This window comes from Polaribacter sp. WD7, from assembly GCF_003335085.1.
In the GTDB taxonomy this organism is placed as follows: domain Bacteria; phylum Bacteroidota; class Bacteroidia; order Flavobacteriales; family Flavobacteriaceae; genus Polaribacter.
Map to the genome: position 1 here is coordinate 603,472 of NZ_QPEJ01000018.1, position 19,292 is coordinate 622,763.

Here is a 19,292-nt window from a genome sequence, read left to right on the forward strand (position 1 = left end):
GATGCAAATATAATATGTTTTTTTACATCTGCTAAATAAATTTTAAAAAAATGTGTTGTATTTTTGAAATTCACCTGAAAATAAGAAATGAATTTAATTATAGATATAGGTAATACAAGAGTTAAGACTGCTGTTTTTGAAGGGACTAAGGTTGTAGAGGTTTTTATTTTTAAGAAAAGAAGTAGTATCTCTGAATTAAAAAAAATTAAAGAAAAATATTCAATTTCTCATGCAATATTATCAAGTGTTTCTAAAATATCAGAAATAAAGAAGAAAAAAATGGAGGAATTTCTAAATGTTGTTTCATTAACAGCGCTTACAAAAGTTCCTTTTTTTAATCTTTATAAAACACCAAATACGCTTGGAGTTGATAGAATAGCTTTGGTAGCTAATGCTGTTGTAAAATTTTCTAACAAAAACGTTTTAATTATTGATGCAGGAACTTGTATTACTTATGATTTTGTAAACAGTAATAAAGAATATTTAGGAGGTGCAATATCTCCTGGAGTTGAGATGAGGTTTAAATCGTTGCATGCATTTACATCAAAACTACCCAAATTAAATGCAGAAGTGTTACATAATATTACAGGAGCAAGTACACAAGAAAGTATAAATTCTGGCGTTGTTAATGGTATAATCCAAGAAATTGAAGGAGTAATTAATCAATATCAAAATAAATATTTGGATTTAACAGTAGTTTTAACAGGGGGGGATACAAATTTCTTGTCAAAACAATTAAAAAGTAGCATATTTGCCAATCAAAATTTTCTCCTTGAAGGATTAAATGAAATATTGATATTTAACAAAGACAAATGATTAAGAAACTAGTTTCAGTATTTTTTCTGTTAACTTTTGTAACCCTATCAGCTCAAAGAAATAGTACATCATCACCATATTCTTTTTTTGGTTTAGGAGAACAATTTAGTCCTAGAACAATAGAGCAAAGTGCTATGGGTGGTATAGGAGTAGCATTTAATCATTACAAATACTTAAATTTTACCAATCCAGCTGCAATTGCAGAAATAAGGTATACCACATATACCTTTGGAGTTTTAAATACAAATTTGACAATAAAAGATGTTAATACCTCTCAGTCAGGAAACGCAACTAATTTAAGTTATTTTGCATTGGCTTTTCCAATAGGGAAAAAAGCAGGTGCATCACTAGGTATTCAGCCTGTTTCTTCTGTAGGTTATGGTTTAAATAATACTGTTTTAGATGCAGATGGCAACTTTGCAGAATTTAGTTCTTTTTCTGGAAATGGTGGAGTTAGTAGGGTATACGGAACTTTTGGTTTAAAATTGTTTAAAGAATTATCTATAGGTGTAGAGGCAGAGTTTAGTTTTGGAAATACGGAAAATACAATTACAGAACAAAGAGCAAACGTAACATTGTTTACAGAATTTAATGAAGAAACACAAATAAGAGGTGGAGCAGTTAAGGTTGGAGCACAGTATAACAAAGAATTAAAAAATAAACTTAGAATATCGGCAGGAGCTTCTGCAAAATTAGGCAATGAACTAGATGTTACTGGTAACGAGTATTTATATTCTGTAGGTTTCAATGGTAATGGAGTACGTGTATCTAGAGATACAATTTTAGATAATCCAGTAACAGGAAAATATACATTGCCCTTAAAAATCACTTTGGGTGCTGGAGTAGGGAAATATGATAAATGGTACGTTGGCGTAGAGTATGAAAGTCAAGATGCCATACAAACGTTAGGTTTTTTAAACAATTCTAGTGCAGCTTTTAGATACGGAAACTCAAATAGATTATCTTTAGGAGGTTTTTATTTGCCTAAAATGAATTCAATTTCAAGTTACTGGGAAAGAGTTACATACAGAGCGGGTATTCGTTTAGAAAAAACTGGTTTACTTGTAGATGGTTCTGGCACTAATACAAACTTTACCCCTATAGATGACTTTGGCATATCTTTTGGTTTAGGTATACCATTGAAACAATTGTCTACCTTAAATATGGGCTTAGAATACGGAGTAAGAGGAACAACCGACAATAATTTAATACAAGAAAATTATTTTAATTTTAGATTAGGATTATCTCTTACAGATGTCAATTGGTTCAAAAAAAGAAAAATAGATTAACAAAATAACAAAGAAATGAAGAAAATTACGTTTTTATTAGCTGTGTCTTTAATGATTATTTCAGTAAAAACAAATGCTCAGGAAAATTCAGAAAGAGAATGTACTATAAAGTACAATCTTTTTAAGGGAGATTTTAAATCAAAAAAGTACGATGATGCCTACACCAATTGGATATATTTAATGGATAATTGCCAAGATTTATCTGTAAATATCTATAAATATGGAGCAACATTAGCAGAAGATGTAAAGAAAAATCCTGAATTAGCTAAAAGAGTATATGAACAAAGATTAAAGTTTTACCCTAAAGATAATCCAGCAAAAGTACATAGTGATTATGCGTCATATTTGTTGGCTAATAAGTTAGCTACAGATGATGAGATTTTTAGTATTTTAGAAAAAGGATACAAGATAGATCCTACAAAAATGGGTGTTAAAAACTTATATATCTATTTTCAAGGAGTAACTGATAGAAATAAAGATACCAACCCTCAAAGAGTTTTTGATACATACGATGACGTATTAGAAAACGTAAATAAAAAATTAGAAGGTTATGCTGCAAATTTAAAGAATCTTACCGCAGACTCTACAAAAGTATTGTCTAAAAGAGAAAAAAGTTTGGTTAGAGCTTATTCTATAAACTCAAAGGCTTTAGGAACTGTAGAAGGCGGATTAGATGCTATCATATCTGAAATAGCAACTTGTGAAAGATTAGTGCCTTTATATCAAAGAGACTTCGAATCTAATAAAGAAAATGCGCAATGGCTAAAAAGAGCGGTTTCTAGAATGTTTAATAAAGGTTGTCAAACAGATCCTTTGTTTGAGAAATTAGCTAGAGCTTTTGCAGAAGCTTCTCCATCGCCAGAAGCATATGCATTTTTAGCAAACGTTTTAGAAGACAACGGAGATACTTCTGGAGCAAATGAAATGAGACAAAAATCTTTTGATTTGGAAACAGATCCTTTAAAGAAAGCAAAATACAAACTAAAATTTGCACAAGCAGCAAAAGATAGAGGTCAGTTAAGTAAGGCAAGAAGTTTAGCTAGAGAAGCAATAAACTATAACCCAAGTTTCGGTAAAGCGTATTTGTTTATTGCAAGATTATATCAATCTAGTGTAAACAATTGTGGTACTAGCGAATTTGAAAAAAGAATGGTTTATGTAGCTGCTTTAAATAAAGCACAAAAAGCTGCATCTGTAGATCCTAGTATTTCAGGTGTTGCAAGAAAATATATTGCAAGCTACAGAGCTAATGTACCAAGTAAAAAAGTTATTTTTACAGCTGGTGTTGCACCAGGAAGTTCTTATACAATTAAATGTTGGATAGGAGAAACTGTAAAAGTGCCATCAAAATAGGTTTTTGAAATTTTTTAAAATAATATCAATCAAAAGCATTACTGTAATTATAGTTGCAGTAATGCTTTTTTCTTGCTCTAACAATACACAAGAGGTTAAAGATTTTTTGGCTAGCAAAAATTTACCAATTGGCATTGCAAAAGATGCATTTCATGTTTATAAAGATTCAGGAAGAATAACGTCAAAGTTAATTACTCCGCTATTGCACGATTTTAGTAATAGAAAAGAACATCCTTATAATGAATTTCCTAAAGGAGTAAAAATCATCAATTTTGAAGGTAAAGATTCTGTTACCATAACAGGCAATTATGCACTTACTTATTCTAAAACTTTAGTATCAGAAATTAAAGGAGAAGTAGTTGTTTATAATCATACAGAACAATCAACATTAAAAACAGAGCAATTATTCTGGGATCAGAATACAAATTACTTCTTTTCTGAAAAACCATTTGCATTATTAACACAAACAGATTCTATTTATGGTATTGGGTTTGAATGTAAAGAAGATTTAACAGAACATTTGGCTAAAAAAACAACAGGAAAATTAGAAACAATAGAGAATTAAAAAGATGAACAAAATTTGGAAATTTTTTCAGTATGGTTACGTAGTAATAGCAATTTTCTTCTTAGTTGATGCAATTTCTAACTTTGGATCAAACAATAGTAGAGCTATTTTATCATTACTATTTTTTGTTTTTATTATCTTAGTTTTTTTCTTTAAAAGACATTTTAGAAAAAAAGTAGAAAAAAGAAATAACCAACAATAAACGTCATCTGTTTTATGGAGATTGAAGTTATTATCATATTGAGTTCAATTATCCTGTCTGCCTTTTTTTCAGGTATGGAAATAGCATTTGTTTCTGCTAATAAACTGCACATAGAGCTAGAAAAGAAAAGAGACGGTTTTATTCCAGAAATATTAAATAAAATTACACAAAAATCATCAAAATTTATCACCACAATGTTGGTGGGTAATAATATTTCTTTGGTAATTTACAGTTATTATATGGGAGATTTTTTAGTGGGTATTCTTCCTCTAAAAGAGTATAATGATTTTTCTGTTCTCCTCATTCAAACCATTATCTCTACAATTCTAATTCTTGTAACTGCAGAGTTTTTACCAAAAGCAATTTTTAGGATCTATGCCAATGAAGTACTTAAAATTTTTGCCTTACCAGCGTATTTTTTTTATGTAATCTTTCACTTTTTTTCTGAATTAATTACCATTATTTCAGATTTTTTATTGCGTGTTTTTTTTAAGACAGATGCAGATGAACATCAAACGGAATTTAGTAAAGAAGAATTAGGGAATTATATTACAGAACAATTAGAAACAGGAAATGAGGGTGACGAATTGGATTCTGAAATTCAAATTTTTCAAAATGCACTCGAATTCCATAATGTAAAAGCAAGAGAGGTTATGGTACCAAGAACAGAAATTGTTGCCGTAGAGATTCATGAAAAAGTAAGTAATTTAAGAAACATTTTTATAGATACAGGATTGTCTAAAGTACTTGTTTATAAAACATCATTAGATGATGTTATTGGGTATGTTAATGCGTTTGAACTGTTTAAAAAACCTAAGACAATTAAATCTATTTTACTTCCTATAGAATTGGTGCCAGAATCTATGATGATTAATGATGTTTTAAACAGTTTAATGAAAAAACGAAAAAGTGTAGCTGTTGTTGTTGATGAATATGGAGGTACATCAGGCATGATTACTGTAGAAGATATTGTGGAAGAACTTTTTGGAGAAATTGAAGACGAACATGATACTCAAGAATTTCTCGAGAAAAAGATTGGAGAAGATACTTTTGATTTTTCTGCTAGATTAGAGGTAGATTATTTGAATGAAGAATATGGCTTAAACCTGCCAAAATCTGAAGCATATGAGACCTTAGGAGGTTTTATCATAGAACATACAGAAAATATCCCAGAAAAGGACGAGGTAGTTCATATAGAGAGTTTTCAAATCACTATTTTAAAAATGAGTAGTGCTAGAATAGAAGAGGTTCGTATAAAAATTACGAGCAATGAAGATTAACTTTGTCTAGGTTTTACAACTCTTTCTATACCATACAAATGGCATGTTAATATGTTAAAAATCGGTTGCAATATTAAAAGCCAAATCGTATATTCGCCAACCGAATTTAAATTAATGACGTATGGCAATTTTATCGAAAATTAGAGAACGCTCAATGTTCTTAATCATAATAATAGGTTTAGCACTTTTTGCTTTTGTGTTAGATCCATCTACATTAGGAGATTTTTTCAACTCAAATAAAGTAAACGAAGTTGGTGTTATCAATGGAGAGTCTATATCTAGACAAGAGTATGTGCAAGAATTAGAAGAGTACAAGCAAAGAGTAGGAAGCAGAGTTTCAGAAATGCAAGCTTCTAAATCTGTTTGGGATAATATTGTAAGAAAAAAGATTTATCAAAACCAATTGTCAGAAGCAGGAATTTCTGTTGGTGAAGCAGATGTTTGGAATGAAATTATAAATGCACCATCAGTAAAAAATAATCCCCAATTTCAAAATGAAGGAGGTTTGTTTGATGAAGCAAAATTTAAACAGTTTTTAGCAGATACAAAAGAAAATAATGATCAAATGTGGAGAGCTTGGTCTAACTACATGAATCAAATTAGAGACAATTCAGAAAGAAATACTTACAATAATCTAGTTACTGCTGGTCTTGGAGCGTCTTTAAAAGAAGGTGAGTTTCAGTACATGATAGATAATACTAAAATGAACACACAGTTTGTATATGTACCGTATACTTCTGTTGCAGATAGTCTTATAAAAATTAATAAATCAGAAATTGCATCATATATTAAGAATCATGAATCTGAATTTAAAGTAGAAGCATCTAGAGATATTTCTTACGTAAAGTTTGATATTACTGCTACACCAGAAGACGAAAAAGCTATTCAAGATGATGTTGCTTTATTGACTGAAGATTTTAAAACAGCATCTAATAATGCTGAGTTTTTAAATCAAAATGATTCAGATATTAATTTAGATGAAAATTTCAAATATGAAAATCAGATTAATACAAATATAGCTCCTGCTATTATTAAAGGTTCACAAGGAGAAGTTTTTGGACCTTATAAAGATGATAATTTTATAAAAATCACAAAAATAACAGAGGTTGCTCAATTGCCAGATTCTGTAAAGGCAAGTCATATCTTAATTCCTTTCCTGGGTTCTCAAAGAGCAACTCCAGATGTAACAAGAACAGAGGAAGAAGCTAAAAAAATGGCAGATAGTATTTTAAAAGTAGTTAAAAGAAATAGAAGCAAATTTGGAAAAATAGCTCAAGATTTATCTTCAGATAAAGGTTCTGCAGCAAAAGAAGGAGATTTAGGATGGTTTACTTATAATAGAATGACGCCAGAGTTTAGAGATTTTGTTTTTGAAGGCAGTAAAAGAGATATAGATGTTGTAAAGACACCTTTTGGATATCATGTTATTAAAATAGATGACCAAAAAAACAAACAAACCGTTGTAAAACTAGCTACATTTGGAAAAAAAATTGTTCCATCAGAAGCAACAGAAAATGCTGTTTTTCAAAAGGCAGAGCAATTTGCATTAGCTTTATCTAAAGATAATGATTTTTCTGAAGCAGCAAAAGAGAATAATTATTCTATAAAACCAGCTGTTGGTTTAAAAGCTTTAGATGAAAATGTTCCAGGTTTAGGAAACCAAAGGCAAATAGTTTCTTGGGCATTTGAAAAAGATGCAAAAGTTGGTGCATTTAAAAGGTTTGATTTAGAAGGTAGCCACGTTGTTACTTTTGTTAATGCAATAACACCAAAAGGTTTAATGTCTGTAGAAAAAGCAACTTCTAGAGTAAAACCAATTTTGGTAATAGAGAAAAAAGCAGCGTTGTTATCAGAAAAATTCAACGCATCAACTTTGGCAGATATTGCTAAAGAGAATAATGTAACTGTTAGAAATGCAAATGGTGTCAACTTAAAAAGTCCAACTTTGTCAGGAGCAGGTTCAGAACCTAAAGTTGTTGGCGCAATGTACAACGCAGAATTAAATAAAGTTTATAAAAATATTGAAGGAGATAGAGGTGTTTATGCTTTTTCTGTAGTTAAAAGAGAGCTTCCAACAGCACTACCCAACTATGAAACAAATAGGAAGAATATAGCTCAAGAAAGAAAAAGAAAGACATATGCAATGTATGAAGCTATAAAAAAAGCAGCAGATGTAGAAGATAATAGATCTTTTATGTATTCTGGAAACTAGTAATTATAAACTATAGACATAAAAAAATCCGTTCAACGTCAATTGAACGGATTTTTTTATTTTAAAAGAGTTTTCTAACCATTCATAGAAATTAAAAACTCATCATTATTTTTAGAAAACTTAATTCTTTCATTAATAAATTCCATTGCCTCAATAGGGTTCATATCTGCCAAGTATTTACGTAACACCCACATTCTTTGTACCGTCTTTTCATCTAATAATAAATCGTCACGTCTTGTAGAAGATTTAATCAAATCTATAGCTGGATAAATACGTCTGTTTGCAATATTTCTCTCTAATTGTAGCTCCATATTACCCGTACCTTTAAATTCTTCAAAAATTACTTCATCCATCTTAGAACCAGTTTCTGTAAGTGCTGTTGCAATAATAGTTAAAGAACCACCACCTTCTATATTTCTAGCGGCACCAAAGAAACGTTTAGGCTTGTGCAAAGCATTAGCATCTATACCACCAGAAAGTATTTTTCCAGAAGCAGGTGCTACAGTATTATATGCTCTCGCTAGACGAGTAATAGAGTCTAACAAAATAACTACGTCATGACCACATTCTACCAAACGTTTTGCTTTTTCTAAAACAATATTAGCCACTCTCACATGTTTATCTGCAGGCTCATCAAAAGTAGAAGCAACTACTTCTCCACGAACACTACGTTGCATGTCTGTAACTTCTTCGGGTCTTTCATCAATCAATAAAACAATTTGATATACCTCTGGATGATTCGCTGCAATTGCGTTGGCTACATCCTTTAACAACATTGTTTTACCTGTTTTTGGTTGTGCTACAATCATACCTCTTTGCCCTTTCCCTATAGGTGAAAATAAGTCTATTATTCTTGTAGATAAAGAGCTACCTCTTTCTGCTAAATTAAATTTTTCTTGAGGGAAAAGAGGAGTTAAGTGTTCAAAAGAAACACGATCTCTAACTACATTAGGATTTAATCCGTTTATTTTTGAAACACGAATTAAAGGAAAATATTTTTCACCTTCTTTAGGAGGTCTAACATTTCCTCTAACAGTATCGCCGGTTTTTAATCCAAATAATTTAATTTGAGATTGAGAAACATAAATATCATCAGGAGATGATAAATAATTATAATCAGAAGAACGTAAAAAACCGTAACCATCAGGCATCATTTCTAAAACGCCTTCGCTTTCTATGATTCCATCAAATTCAAAATCAGGGTCTCTGTATCTATTTCCTGATTTATGATTTCTATTAGAGTTGTTTTTATCTCTATTTTGATGATTTTGCTTATTCTTATTATTTTGTTGATTATTAGTTGACTGGTTTTTCTGCTGAGATCTATTTTGATTTTGAGCAGGAGAAGATTTTTGTTGAGGATTATCTTCTTTTTTAACAGTAGAAGTGTCTTTTTTAACTTCTACTTTAGTTTCTGTCTTTTTTTCAACAGGTTTTTGAGTAGGTGTTTTTTCAACAAGTTTCTTCTCAGTATGTTCTAAATTTTTACTTTGAGTACTTTTTGTTACCCTTTTTCTTTTGGGTTTTTCTACTTTTTCTTTTTCAACAACAGCATCGGTATTGTTATCAGACTTTGTGGGGGTTGCAGCTTGAACATCTAAGATTTGATATACTAAGTCTAATTTTTTAAGCTGGCTAATTTTAGTAAGCCCAATAGATTTTGCAATTTCCTGTAAGTCAGCAAGTTTTTTTGCTTTAAGTTCAGAGATTTCGAACATTATATGTGTGTTAAATTAAATAAAAACCTTAATAATATTTTTAAGATTTGATATGTTTTTTTTTGAAATTAAAAATTGTATATAGTACTATACAATGTGTTTTGTGCGGTTTATTTTCACAAATATAAATATTTTTTTTGAGTTATACATTTTCTTTTTAAAAAAGAAAAAACTACTTTTGTAATCCTATTTTTTAAAATGATTCAAAGAATACAAAGTATATATTTATTATTAGCTTCTATAGTATCTGGAGGGCTGATTTTTGTTTTCGATTTATGGGAAAATTTTAAGAAAGAAATATACGCAATAGAATTATTTTTTAAAGAAGATTTTACTTTAAAGGTAATTCCTGTATTATTTATAGTGTCTGCAATTATTTCATTGATTACGATCTTTTTGTATAAAGATAGAAAGTTTCAATTTGTGATAGGCAGAATAGTTATTTTGATAAACCTTTTTTTATTAGGCTTATTGATATATGTATCTCTAACATTACCTGGAGAAATTTCGATTTCTGAGAAAGGTATTGGGATGTTCTTACCAATTTTAGTGATTTTGCTTGTTGTTTTGGCAAATAAAGCTATTAAAAAGGATGAAGATCTTGTAAAATCTGTAGATAGATTGCGATAAACCTAACATCTTAGTATATTTAGTGCGAAAAAAACCGAGAATTTATTCTCGGTTTTTGTTTTTTAGAAAACATTTAGTTTAATTAACTTACTGGAAAATAAGTTCATAGCCTGTATATTGAAAAAAATGTGTAATTTAATCGTTTGATAATCAAATTCTTAATACATAGTACTCACTGAAAACAGTGAGAAGGTTCACTGAAAACAGTGAGATGAAAATTTCACTGAAAATGGGGATTGTGCAATACTAATATCTAATATAAATTTGTAAGTGTAGAAATGAGAGAAAAGATTTACGTTCACGTAGCTGATGATCATAAAATCCTTATAGAGGGTATCATGGCTGTAATAAATACCGATGAAGAAATAGAGGTTAGAGATTATTCTTTAACTGGACAAGAAGTAATCGATTGGTTTGATAATAATGAAAACAAAGCAGATGTTTTAATATTAGACATTACAATGCCTGTTTTAGATGGTTTTGAAGTTTTAAAGTATTTCAAAAAAAACAAAATAAACCAAAAAGTTATTATACTGTCTAGTTACGATGATGTGAAAATTGTTCAAGAAGTGTTAAACCTCGGTTGCAAAGGGTATATTTCTAAAAATAATGCAGGAGTTCATATTGTAAAAGCTATTAAGGCAGTTGCAAAAGGTCAGCAATATTTTAGTGATGATATACAAGGTATATTGTTGCAATCTTTATCAGGAGAGATGGTTCCACAAGGCGAAATGCCAGACAAGTTTTTATTAGACAGTTTAACTGAAAGAGAACTTGATGTATTAAAACTAATAACAAAACAATATAGTACTGCTGAAATGGCTGATTTTTTAAACCTCAGTGTCAATACAGTAGAAACATATAGAAAAAGTTTATTAAAAAAATTAAATGTAAAAAATGCAGTAGGTTTGGCAATGTATGCAGTAAAAAACAATATAGTATAGTCCCTATCCCTAAATAACTATTCCATAGCTTTGATTGTTTCAGTCATCCCCTAAAAAGCTAATCATAGTACCCCCGTAATAACTAATATATTGATATACATACATTGCAAGACCTGCTATCATAAAAATTAAAATAGCCCCACCCCTAAAGTTAACTAAACATAAATAACCTTAAACCATTCCCGATTATGAAAAAAATTAGTCTATTTGCTTTAGTGGCATCGTTAACACTTGTTTTTACTTCTTGTTCTACAAACGAAACAACAGTTGCGCCAGAAGATCAATCATTAGAACTACTTAAATCTTTTAAAATTAAAAGAGACTCAAATGGTGCGTATACATTAGACTATAGCTTAAATGAAAACGTTGCGGCTGATAATGTTATAGATGAAAGTACCAATACTAACAATATTTATTTATATCCTTCTCAAGACAAATTAAGCAGAAAAGTAACTCAAGATTTGGTAATAGACGGTGAGCAACTTAAGGTTGGTTTTAAGGATGCAGGCACTAGCTTATCTAACATTACAATTATTGATGATAATATTACACTTGCTAAAAATGATGATTATCTTAAACTAAAAGACTATAGCATTGAAAGTAATGATGACGGAACGTTTACTTTAGATTTTACAGTAAAAAATAAAGTTAAAGTAGATTTTGTTTATAATGAAGAAATAGAAACTTATGAAATTCATTTAGAAGACGGTAAATCTTCTGAGGTGAGTTTTACTAGAATATTAGAAAAAGAAGAAGGAAAACCCTTAAAGTTTGATTTTGTTAATCACTTAAAAAATAATAATTTAGCAAAAGGAGTAGACTTAGAATACAGTAAACCAAGAAAACCTAGAGGTATCATTCTTTAAAATTAACAAATTTTGAACATTAAAATTTTACTAATAATTTCACTTTTATTAGTAAATCTTCCAAACAAAAACATAAAAGATGAAGTTGAGTTAAAGACAACTTCATCTTTTATATTTCAAAGTGGTGAGTTGTCTAAAGGTTACTTGGAAGCAAAAAAATTATACGATACTAACAATTTTGCAAAATCCTTACAACTGTCTCTTAATTTACTGAAAAATTACAACACTGAACATGTTAATAATACGGAAGAAATATTACTTCTAAAGCATTTGATAGCTAATATTTATTATGCTACTAGAAATAATGAAAATGCATTATTGTATTATAATCAAACGCTTCAATCTTTAAACGAGATTAAAAAATTTATAGATAATGTTAAAGCTCCTATACATTCAGATATAAACTATATTAAATCTGAATCTTTATTGAAGTATGGAAATACATTTAGTAGATTAAATATTATCAATAACAACAATTCGTACAGAGATAGCGCTATATATTACTATAAGGTCATAGATAGTATAAATAGTAATAGTGACAAGGTTTTGGAAATTAAGTCAAAAGCCTACAATAATCTTTCAGTTATTTATTTGCGTGATAGTTTATATGAAAAATCTAAATATTTTGTTCTTAAATCTATAAACATACAAAAAAAATTAAATAATAAAGTAAGTACTGCTGGTGCCTTAGGTAATCTGTCTAGTATTTATTTATCGGAAGATAATTTTACCGAAGCTAAAAGGATATATTTTCAAGCTTTAGATATAATACGGAATGTCAACACTAATGAAGCTTTAAAGGTTAGAGAAGATTTATATTATAATTTAGCTTATAATTTATATAAACTTAAAGACTATAAGGCTTATGATTATCAGGAGCTATCTTATATACTTAAAGATAGTTTAAGAGAAAAGGAAGTTAGAGCTTTAATTGCAGAAATTACAGAAAAATGGGATTTTGATGTAAAAAAGCAGTTACTATTAAAAGAAGAAGAAAACAAGAGGCTTAAAGCTCAAAAAACCTTTTTATTTATTGGTATTGTAGCTTTTATAGTTATTGTTTCTTTATTGTATGGTCTAAATTTTTATAAATTAAAACAAAAAAACTTAAGATTAAAATTATCTCAAACTCATTTGTTACAAAGCCAAAAGATAGAAAAAATTAAATCCGACTCACAAACTAGAATATTAAATGCAACCATAGATGGTAAAGAATCTGAAAGAAAACAAATTGCAGAAACGCTGCATGACAGTGTTAGTGCCTTATTATCTTCTGCAAATTTACATTTACAAGCTACAAAAAGTCAGTTTAATGGTAATGCCCCCATTGAAATAGATAAAACTAGTAACATTATTACAGAAGCCTCTCAAAAGATTAGAGATTTATCACATACATTAGTATCTTCTGTATTATTAAAATTTGGTTTAAAATTTGCTATTTTGGATATAGCAGATAAGTATTCAAACTCTCAAATAGCAATAGAAACAAATATCGGAAGAGTAGGTAGGTATCACCAGAGTTTTGAAATTAAAATGTATAATATTATTCAAGAATTTATTAATAATATTTTAAAACATAGTAAAGCTAGTGAAGCAGTAGTTAGCCTAGAAGAAAAAGAAGGTAAACTACATCTAAAAATTGTAGATAATGGAGTGGGTTTTGATAAAACAAAAATAACACAAAAAGATGGTTTAGGGATAAACCAGATAGATGCTAGAATTAGAATAATGAATGGTTTCTTTCACATAGATTCTACTAATGATAAAGGAACTAAAATAGAAGTGGAGTTGCCAATAGTTGAAAAGGAAGCGCCTAACCACGTTTAGCTAATTCTATAATTTCTAAATTTTTTATTTCTCCTTTATCAAGTTCAAAACGTAGCATGGTCCTAATTTTATGAAACCCATGATTACCCGCAGCTCCTGGATTTAAATGCAGTAAATCTAGTTTCTTGTCATACTGAACTTTTAAGATATGTGAATGCCCTGATATAAAAATCTTAGGCGGATTTTTCTGAATCTCATCTCTAATTCTCAAATTATATCTATTTGGATATCCACCAATATGTGTCATCCAAACAGAAACTCCTTCAACAGTAAATTTTGCATCTAGAGGAAATTCTGCTCGTGCCTCTTTATTATCTATATTCCCATAAACAGCCTTTAAAGGCTTTAACAATTTTATAGTATCTGTTACCTCAAGTTTACCGATATCTCCAGCATGCCAAACTTCATCGGCTTGTTTTACAAACTTTATAATTTGTGGGTTTATAAAACTGTGTGTATCGGATAGTAGTAGAATCTTTTTCATTCAGAAAAATAGTAAGAAAAGTTTAACGCCTCAAGAAGAATCAAAAGTAACGATAACAAAATAAATTCCGTAATTTTGAAAGCAACAAAACAAACCTTTTTGAGATATTTTATAGAGCTTTCTTACAACGGAAAAAACTATCACGGGTGGCAAATTCAACCTGATGTAATTTCTGTACAAGAAAAGCTAAATAATGCTATAAGTACAATAACCCAACAAAAAATAGAAGTTGTTGGAGCAGGAAGAACAGATACAGGGGTTCATGCATCACAAATGTTTGCTCATTTTGATGTGAATAGTGATATAAAAGGAGATGTAGCACATAAAATGAATTCTCTTTTACCAAAAGATATTGTTGTGTACAGAGTTTTTAAGGTAGAAGAAAAAAAACACGCGCGTTTTGATGCTGTTAGCAGAAGTTATGAGTATAAAATATGGTTGGGTAGAAATCCGTTTTTATTAGATTTCACTTGGCAAATTCATTCACAACAATTAGATGTAACGTTAATGAATGATGCTGCTAAGTTATTGTTAGACTATACAGATTTCCAGACCTTTTCTAAGGTAAAAACAGACGTTTATACGTATAATTGTGATATTACAGAAGCAGTCTGGAAACAACAAAATAGCGAACTCACATTTTATATTACTGCAAATCGTTTTTTACGAAATATGGTAAGAGCAATTGTAGGAACCTTGGTAGATGTTGGTTTGGGTAAAATAAACAAAAACGATTTTAGAAAAATAATAGAAAGTAAAAATAGAAGTAATGCAGGATTATCAGTACCTGCAAAAGGCTTATTTTTAACAAAGATTAAATATTAGATTTTGGCAAATAAAACAGGAAAAGCTTTTGATTTACAGATTTTTTTAAGACTAATGTCTTTTGCAAAACGCTATAAACTTAACTTTTTTTTAGCTTCTGCTTCCACAGTTTTATTGGCTTGTGTTTCTCTTTTAAATCCGTATTTGATAAAAGAAACTGTTGATAAATATATTACTGAAAAAGATTCACAAGGACTCATAAACAACATTTTACTCATGTTAGGAGTTGTGTTTTTAGAAGTTTTATTGCGTTTTTCTTTCATTTATTTTGCTAATTGGGTAGGGCAACATATTATTAGAGATATTAGAGCCAAAATATTTAGACATATTCTACAATTTAAAATGTCTTATTTTGACAAGAATTCTGTAGGAAAATTGGTAACTAGAGTGGTTTCTGATATAGAAACTATTGCTGCTTTTTTTAGTAGCGGTGTTTTTACGATTGTTAGTGATGTATTGCAAATGTTTGCTGTAATTTTCTTGATGTTTTATTTTAATTGGAAATTAGCACTTATAGCTATATCTGTACTCCCAATTTTGATTTATGCTACAAGGGTTTTTCAAAAGGCAATTAAAGCAACTTTTCAAGAAGTTAGAAACCAGGTAGCCAATTTAAATGGGTTTGTACAAGAGAGAGTTACAGGTATGAAAATTGTGCAACTCTTTAACAGAGAAAAAATAGAGTACAAAAATTTTATGGACATTAACAACAAGCATAAACAAGCTTATGTTAAAACCATTTGGTATTTTTCTATCTTTTTTCCTATTGCAGAAATTTTATCATCTATTGGAATAGGATTGATAGTTTGGTTTGGGAGTAAGCAAATTATATCAGGTCAAGTCCCAGGCCCGGGAACAGTAATGGCATTTGTGCAAATGGCGCAAATGTTATTTAGACCTTTACGTCAAATAGCAGATAAATTTAACCAATTGCAAATGGGTATTGTTTCTGGAGAACGTGTTTTTAAAGTGATGGATACAGAAAGCAGTATTGTAAAAAACGGAACCATTACAGCTAAAAAATTAACAGGAAATATTAATTTTGATAGTGTTAGATTTAGTTATGTAAAAGGAGAAGAAGTACTAAAAGGCATATCTTTAGATGTAAAATCTGGACAAACAGTTGCTATTGTTGGAGCAACGGGAGCAGGAAAATCTACCATCATTAATTTGATCAATCGTTTTTATGAAATTGATGCTGGCATTATTGCAGTAGATGGTACTCCTATTAATCAATATACCTTAGAGAGTCTACGAGAACAGGTTGCTGTGGTGTTGCAAGATGTTTTTTTATTTTCAGACTCTATTTTAAACAACATAACGTTAAAAAATAAGGACATTACTCTAAACGATGTAGAAAAAGCAGCTAAACAGATTGGAATTCATGATTTTATTATGACGCTTCCTGGAGGCTATCAATACAATGTAAAAGAACGCGGTGCAATGTTGTCTTCTGGACAAAGACAGTTGATTGCTTTTTTACGTGCTTACGTTAGCAAACCTAGTATTTTAATTTTGGATGAAGCAACCTCTTCTGTAGATGCACAGGCAGAAAAAATGATTCAGTACGCCACAGAAACAATTACTAAGGGCAGAACCTCTATAGTTATTGCGCATAGGTTAGCCACTATTATTAATGCTGATAAGATTATTGTAATGGACAAAGGGTTGATTGTAGAAGAAGGTACTCATAATGAGCTGCTGAAGAAAAAAGAAGGGTATTATAAAAACTTGTATGAAAAACAATTTGCGATGGAATTGGCTTCTTAAATTAAATCTTTTTTCATTTTTTCATTGAGTTCTTCGTAATTAGCATACAACTCAAATCCACCATCTTTAATATACGAAATTTCACCAGTTTCTTCTGAGACTAATACGCAAACGGCATCTGTTTTTTCTGATACTCCAATAGCTGCTCTATGTCGTAGCCCAAATCTGGCAGGAATCTTAGCGCTATCAGATATTGGTAAAACAACTCTTGTAGCTACTATAAAATTATCGCGAATAATTAAAGCACCATCATGTAAAGGACTATTTTTGTAAAAAATACTTTCTAATAGTACCTCATTAACTGCAGCATTCATAGAATCTCCGGTGTTAATTAAAAAATCTAAAGAATTTGTGCGTTCTATAACAATTAAGGCACCTGTTTTAGATTTAGACATTTTTTTACATGCATCTAAAATGGTATCTGTATCAATTTCTGAAGCAATTTCTGTTTGTAAAAATTTAAGTTGCTTTAAAAAACTGCGTTTATTGGTAAAATTGGTAGTACCAATCATTAATAAAAACTTTCTAATTTCTTGTTGAAAAACGATAATTAGAGCAATAACACCTCCAGATAGTAGATACCCTAAAATACCACTTAGCATTTCCATTTTTAAGGCTTGTGTAATTTTCCAAATTAGAAAGATAAAAGCAATACCAATAACAATATTTATGGCAACTGTACCTTTTAACAATTTGTAAATGTAATAGAGTAGGGTAGCTACTAAGAGAATGTCTAGTACATCTAACAAAGAAAATTCAATAAAATCGAACATAAAGGTAACCTTGATTTTAGGCTAAAATACTAATAAATTTATTGAAAGCAATGTTAGACATTTTTCTTTGACTATATTGTTTCTCTAAAATATTGTTACAACTTTTGTTTGGTAGTTTTGCGGTATATTTTATATCCTTTTATAAGGTATAACATACAAACTCTAATTTGCAAAGAATAAGCAAACAAGTCTAGCCCAGATTGAGCGGTGTGTTTGAGCTCTTTTTGAGGAACGAAAAAAAGCGAGTAGCGAAAGCTGGAAATAGCTTCTAAAAAGAAATTTGGTTTACAATTTTTACAGCTTGTAAAGCTTCTTTAACGTCATGTACTCTTAGTATATTGGCGCCATTTAACAATGCTATGGTGTTTGCACTTGTGGTTGCATTTAGGGCTTCTTTTGCAGAAATGTCTAAAGTTTTATATAGCATTGATTTTCTTGAAATACCTGCTAGAATTGGAGCGTCTAAGTTTTTGAATAAAGATAGGTTTTTAAGAATTTCAAAATTATGATTTATGGTTTTTCCAAATCCGAAACCTACATCTATAATGACGTCGTTTAATTTTAATTGATGTAACTTAGAAATTTGAGCAGCAAAAAAGGAAATGATTTCTTTGGTAACATTATTGTAAATAGGATTTTTTTGCATGTTTTGGGGTGTGCCTAACATGTGCATTACAATGTAAGGAACTTGTAAATTGGCAACAGTTTTAAACATGTTAGCGTCCATATTTCCCCCAGAAATATCATTAACAATAGCTGCTCCTGAGGTAATGGTTTCTAAGGCTACTTTACTTCTAAATGTATCTACAGAAATGATGATTTGAGGAAAATTTTTGACCAATAAGTTTACAACTGGTAGTATTCTTTTAAGCTCTTCTTGTTCTGTAATGTGTTTTGCTCCTGGTCTAGAAGAGTACGCACCAACATCTATAAAAGTAGCGCCTTCTGTTAGCATTTTTTCAGTTTGAAAAAGAATGTCAGCCTCGTTTTTGTACTTGCCACCATCAAAAAAAGAATCTGGCGTAATGTTTAAAATACCCATTACTTTAGGAGTGGCAAGGTCTATTAATTTGCCGTTGCAATTTATTGTCATTAGCGTACTACTTTGTTTATTACGTGACTTATTTTAGGTGGTGTGTACTTGTTCATTTTTTGAAGGAGTTCATGCACAGAAGTGCCCACAATGAGCAACTCTTTATTGGCTGCTTTTACATAGCCTTCTTCAATCATTTTATCTATTTGTACTAGCATTGCATCAAAAAAACCATTGATGTTTAACAAACCAACGGGTTTTTGTTCTATATGTAATTGGCTTAGGGTAAGGGCTTCAAATAGTTCATCTAACGTTCCGAATCCTCCTGGTAACGTAATGTAGCCGTCAATTAATTTACTCATAATTACCTTTCGTTCGCTCATTGTTTTGCAAACAATCATTTCTGCCACTCCAGCATGTACAACTTCTTCTTTTTCTAATAGTTTGGGTATTACACCAATAACTTGTCCATTTTGGGCTAACATGGTGTCTGCAATAACGCCCATCATTCCAACTTTTCCACCACCATAAACCAACCCAATATTGTGGTTTGCAAAGTAGTTGCCAAGTTCTATTGCAGCTTTTTTATACGCTGGATTAAAACCCAAACTTGAACCGCAAAAAACAACAATTTTTTTCATAAAATAAGAGATAAATGCTATGTAAAAATAAAAGAATTGGACTGAAGATTGTGTAAAAAACTAA

Annotated in this window: 17 protein-coding genes; 12 read left to right on the forward strand and 5 right to left on the reverse strand. The window is 30.0% G+C overall.

Features of this window, described 5'->3' with window-relative positions; genetic code table 11:
* Positions 1-87: 87 nt before the first annotated feature.
* The 6 genes from DUT90_RS12005 to DUT90_RS12035 all read left to right on the forward strand — a co-directional run bounded on the left by DUT90_RS12005 (position 88) and on the right by DUT90_RS12035 (position 7,717).
* Positions 88-816 carry a type III pantothenate kinase gene (locus tag DUT90_RS12005; RefSeq protein ID WP_114427420.1) on the forward strand — a complete coding sequence of 243 codons (729 nt, stop codon included), beginning with the start codon at positions 88-90 and terminating at the stop codon, positions 814-816.
* A complete protein-coding gene (locus DUT90_RS12010; protein WP_114427421.1) occupies positions 813-2,105 on the forward strand; it encodes a hypothetical protein in 1,293 nt (430 codons plus the stop codon). The genes DUT90_RS12005 and DUT90_RS12010 overlap by 4 nt, the downstream gene beginning before the upstream one ends.
* Before the next feature lie 15 nt (positions 2,106-2,120).
* Positions 2,121-3,458 (forward strand): lipopolysaccharide assembly protein LapB, encoded by a 1,338-nt coding sequence (locus tag DUT90_RS12015; RefSeq protein WP_114427422.1) that lies wholly within the window; start codon positions 2,121-2,123, stop codon positions 3,456-3,458.
* 4 nt (positions 3,459-3,462) lie between these two features.
* A complete protein-coding gene (gene lptC, locus DUT90_RS12020; protein WP_258848558.1) occupies positions 3,463-4,023 on the forward strand; it encodes an LPS export ABC transporter periplasmic protein LptC in 561 nt (186 codons plus the stop codon).
* A 216-nt stretch (positions 4,024-4,239) separates the two neighbouring features.
* Positions 4,240-5,505 carry a hemolysin family protein gene (locus DUT90_RS12030; protein ID WP_114427425.1) on the forward strand — a complete coding sequence of 422 codons (1,266 nt, stop codon included), beginning with the start codon at positions 4,240-4,242 and terminating at the stop codon, positions 5,503-5,505.
* Between the two features lie 121 nt (positions 5,506-5,626).
* A complete protein-coding gene (locus tag DUT90_RS12035; protein WP_114427426.1) occupies positions 5,627-7,717 on the forward strand; it encodes a peptidylprolyl isomerase in 2,091 nt (696 codons plus the stop codon).
* Positions 7,718-7,791: 74 nt separating this feature from the next.
* On the opposite strand, the gene rho is transcribed toward DUT90_RS12035, so the two are convergent.
* On the reverse strand, positions 7,792-9,435 hold the full coding sequence (gene rho, locus DUT90_RS12040) for a transcription termination factor Rho (protein WP_114427427.1): 1,644 nt from the start codon (positions 9,433-9,435) through the stop codon (positions 7,792-7,794).
* Between the two features lie 198 nt (positions 9,436-9,633).
* On the opposite strand from rho, the gene DUT90_RS12045 reads away from it, so the two are divergent.
* From DUT90_RS12045 to DUT90_RS12060, 4 genes are all read left to right on the forward strand, one after another.
* A complete protein-coding gene (locus DUT90_RS12045; protein ID WP_114427428.1) occupies positions 9,634-10,065 on the forward strand; it encodes a DUF4293 domain-containing protein in 432 nt (143 codons plus the stop codon).
* 278 nt (positions 10,066-10,343) lie between these two features.
* A complete protein-coding gene (locus DUT90_RS12050) occupies positions 10,344-11,009 on the forward strand; it encodes a response regulator transcription factor (RefSeq protein ID WP_114427429.1) in 666 nt (221 codons plus the stop codon).
* Positions 11,010-11,197: 188 nt separating this feature from the next.
* Positions 11,198-11,875: a hypothetical protein gene (locus DUT90_RS12055; protein ID WP_114427430.1), complete on the forward strand. Its 678-nt coding sequence runs from the start codon at positions 11,198-11,200 to the stop codon at positions 11,873-11,875.
* 12 nt (positions 11,876-11,887) lie between these two features.
* Positions 11,888-13,702: a tetratricopeptide repeat-containing sensor histidine kinase gene (locus tag DUT90_RS12060; protein WP_114427431.1), complete on the forward strand. Its 1,815-nt coding sequence runs from the start codon at positions 11,888-11,890 to the stop codon at positions 13,700-13,702.
* Here DUT90_RS12060 and DUT90_RS12065 read toward each other — a convergent pair.
* Positions 13,689-14,186, reverse strand: coding sequence for a metallophosphoesterase (locus tag DUT90_RS12065; RefSeq protein ID WP_114427432.1), 498 nt, complete (start codon positions 14,184-14,186; stop codon positions 13,689-13,691). The genes DUT90_RS12060 and DUT90_RS12065 overlap by 14 nt on opposite strands.
* A gap of 99 nt (positions 14,187-14,285) precedes the next feature.
* Between DUT90_RS12065 and truA the strand changes: the two genes are divergently transcribed.
* Both truA and DUT90_RS12075 read left to right on the forward strand, forming a co-directional pair.
* A complete protein-coding gene (gene truA, locus DUT90_RS12070) occupies positions 14,286-15,011 on the forward strand; it encodes a tRNA pseudouridine(38-40) synthase TruA (RefSeq protein ID WP_114427433.1) in 726 nt (241 codons plus the stop codon).
* Positions 15,012-15,014: 3 nt separating this feature from the next.
* Complete coding sequence (locus DUT90_RS12075; RefSeq protein WP_114427434.1) at positions 15,015-16,781, forward strand: ABC transporter ATP-binding protein; 1,767 nt, start codon at positions 15,015-15,017, stop codon at positions 16,779-16,781.
* On the opposite strand, the gene cdaA is transcribed toward DUT90_RS12075, so the two are convergent.
* The 3 genes from cdaA to DUT90_RS12090 all read right to left on the reverse strand — a co-directional run bounded on the left by cdaA (position 16,778) and on the right by DUT90_RS12090 (position 19,228).
* Positions 16,778-17,554 carry a diadenylate cyclase CdaA gene (gene cdaA, locus DUT90_RS12080; RefSeq protein ID WP_114427435.1) on the reverse strand — a complete coding sequence of 259 codons (777 nt, stop codon included), beginning with the start codon at positions 17,552-17,554 and terminating at the stop codon, positions 16,778-16,780. The two genes, DUT90_RS12075 and cdaA, sit on opposite strands and share 4 nt — an antisense overlap.
* Positions 17,555-17,822: 268 nt before the next feature.
* On the reverse strand, positions 17,823-18,647 hold the full coding sequence (gene folP / locus DUT90_RS12085) for a dihydropteroate synthase (RefSeq protein ID WP_114427436.1): 825 nt from the start codon (positions 18,645-18,647) through the stop codon (positions 17,823-17,825).
* On the reverse strand, positions 18,647-19,228 hold the full coding sequence (locus DUT90_RS12090; RefSeq protein WP_114427437.1) for a TIGR00730 family Rossman fold protein: 582 nt from the start codon (positions 19,226-19,228) through the stop codon (positions 18,647-18,649). Before DUT90_RS12090 ends, folP begins: the two co-directional genes overlap by 1 nt.
* Positions 19,229-19,292 lie beyond the last annotated feature (64 nt).

What these genes read in the sequence shown, in the direction of transcription:
- folP (WP_114427436.1), bottom strand. Translation starts at nt 18,647, where the DNA reads ATGACAATAAATTGCAACGGCAAATTAATAGACCTTGCCACTCCTAAA.
- DUT90_RS12010 (WP_114427421.1), top strand. Translation starts at nt 813, where the DNA reads ATGATTAAGAAACTAGTTTCAGTATTTTTTCTGTTAACTTTTGTAACC.
- DUT90_RS12035 (WP_114427426.1), top strand. Translation starts at nt 5,627, where the DNA reads ATGGCAATTTTATCGAAAATTAGAGAACGCTCAATGTTCTTAATCATA.
- cdaA (WP_114427435.1), bottom strand. Translation starts at nt 17,554, where the DNA reads ATGTTCGATTTTATTGAATTTTCTTTGTTAGATGTACTAGACATTCTC.
- DUT90_RS12055 (WP_114427430.1), top strand. Translation starts at nt 11,198, where the DNA reads ATGAAAAAAATTAGTCTATTTGCTTTAGTGGCATCGTTAACACTTGTT.
- DUT90_RS12030 (WP_114427425.1), top strand. Translation starts at nt 4,240, where the DNA reads ATGGAGATTGAAGTTATTATCATATTGAGTTCAATTATCCTGTCTGCC.
- DUT90_RS12065 (WP_114427432.1), bottom strand. Translation starts at nt 14,186, where the DNA reads ATGAAAAAGATTCTACTACTATCCGATACACACAGTTTTATAAACCCA.
- DUT90_RS12090 (WP_114427437.1), bottom strand. Translation starts at nt 19,228, where the DNA reads ATGAAAAAAATTGTTGTTTTTTGCGGTTCAAGTTTGGGTTTTAATCCA.
- DUT90_RS12015 (WP_114427422.1), top strand. Translation starts at nt 2,121, where the DNA reads ATGAAGAAAATTACGTTTTTATTAGCTGTGTCTTTAATGATTATTTCA.
- rho (WP_114427427.1), bottom strand. Translation starts at nt 9,435, where the DNA reads ATGTTCGAAATCTCTGAACTTAAAGCAAAAAAACTTGCTGACTTACAG.
- DUT90_RS12045 (WP_114427428.1), top strand. Translation starts at nt 9,634, where the DNA reads ATGATTCAAAGAATACAAAGTATATATTTATTATTAGCTTCTATAGTA.
- DUT90_RS12005 (WP_114427420.1), top strand. Translation starts at nt 88, where the DNA reads ATGAATTTAATTATAGATATAGGTAATACAAGAGTTAAGACTGCTGTT.
- DUT90_RS12050 (WP_114427429.1), top strand. Translation starts at nt 10,344, where the DNA reads ATGAGAGAAAAGATTTACGTTCACGTAGCTGATGATCATAAAATCCTT.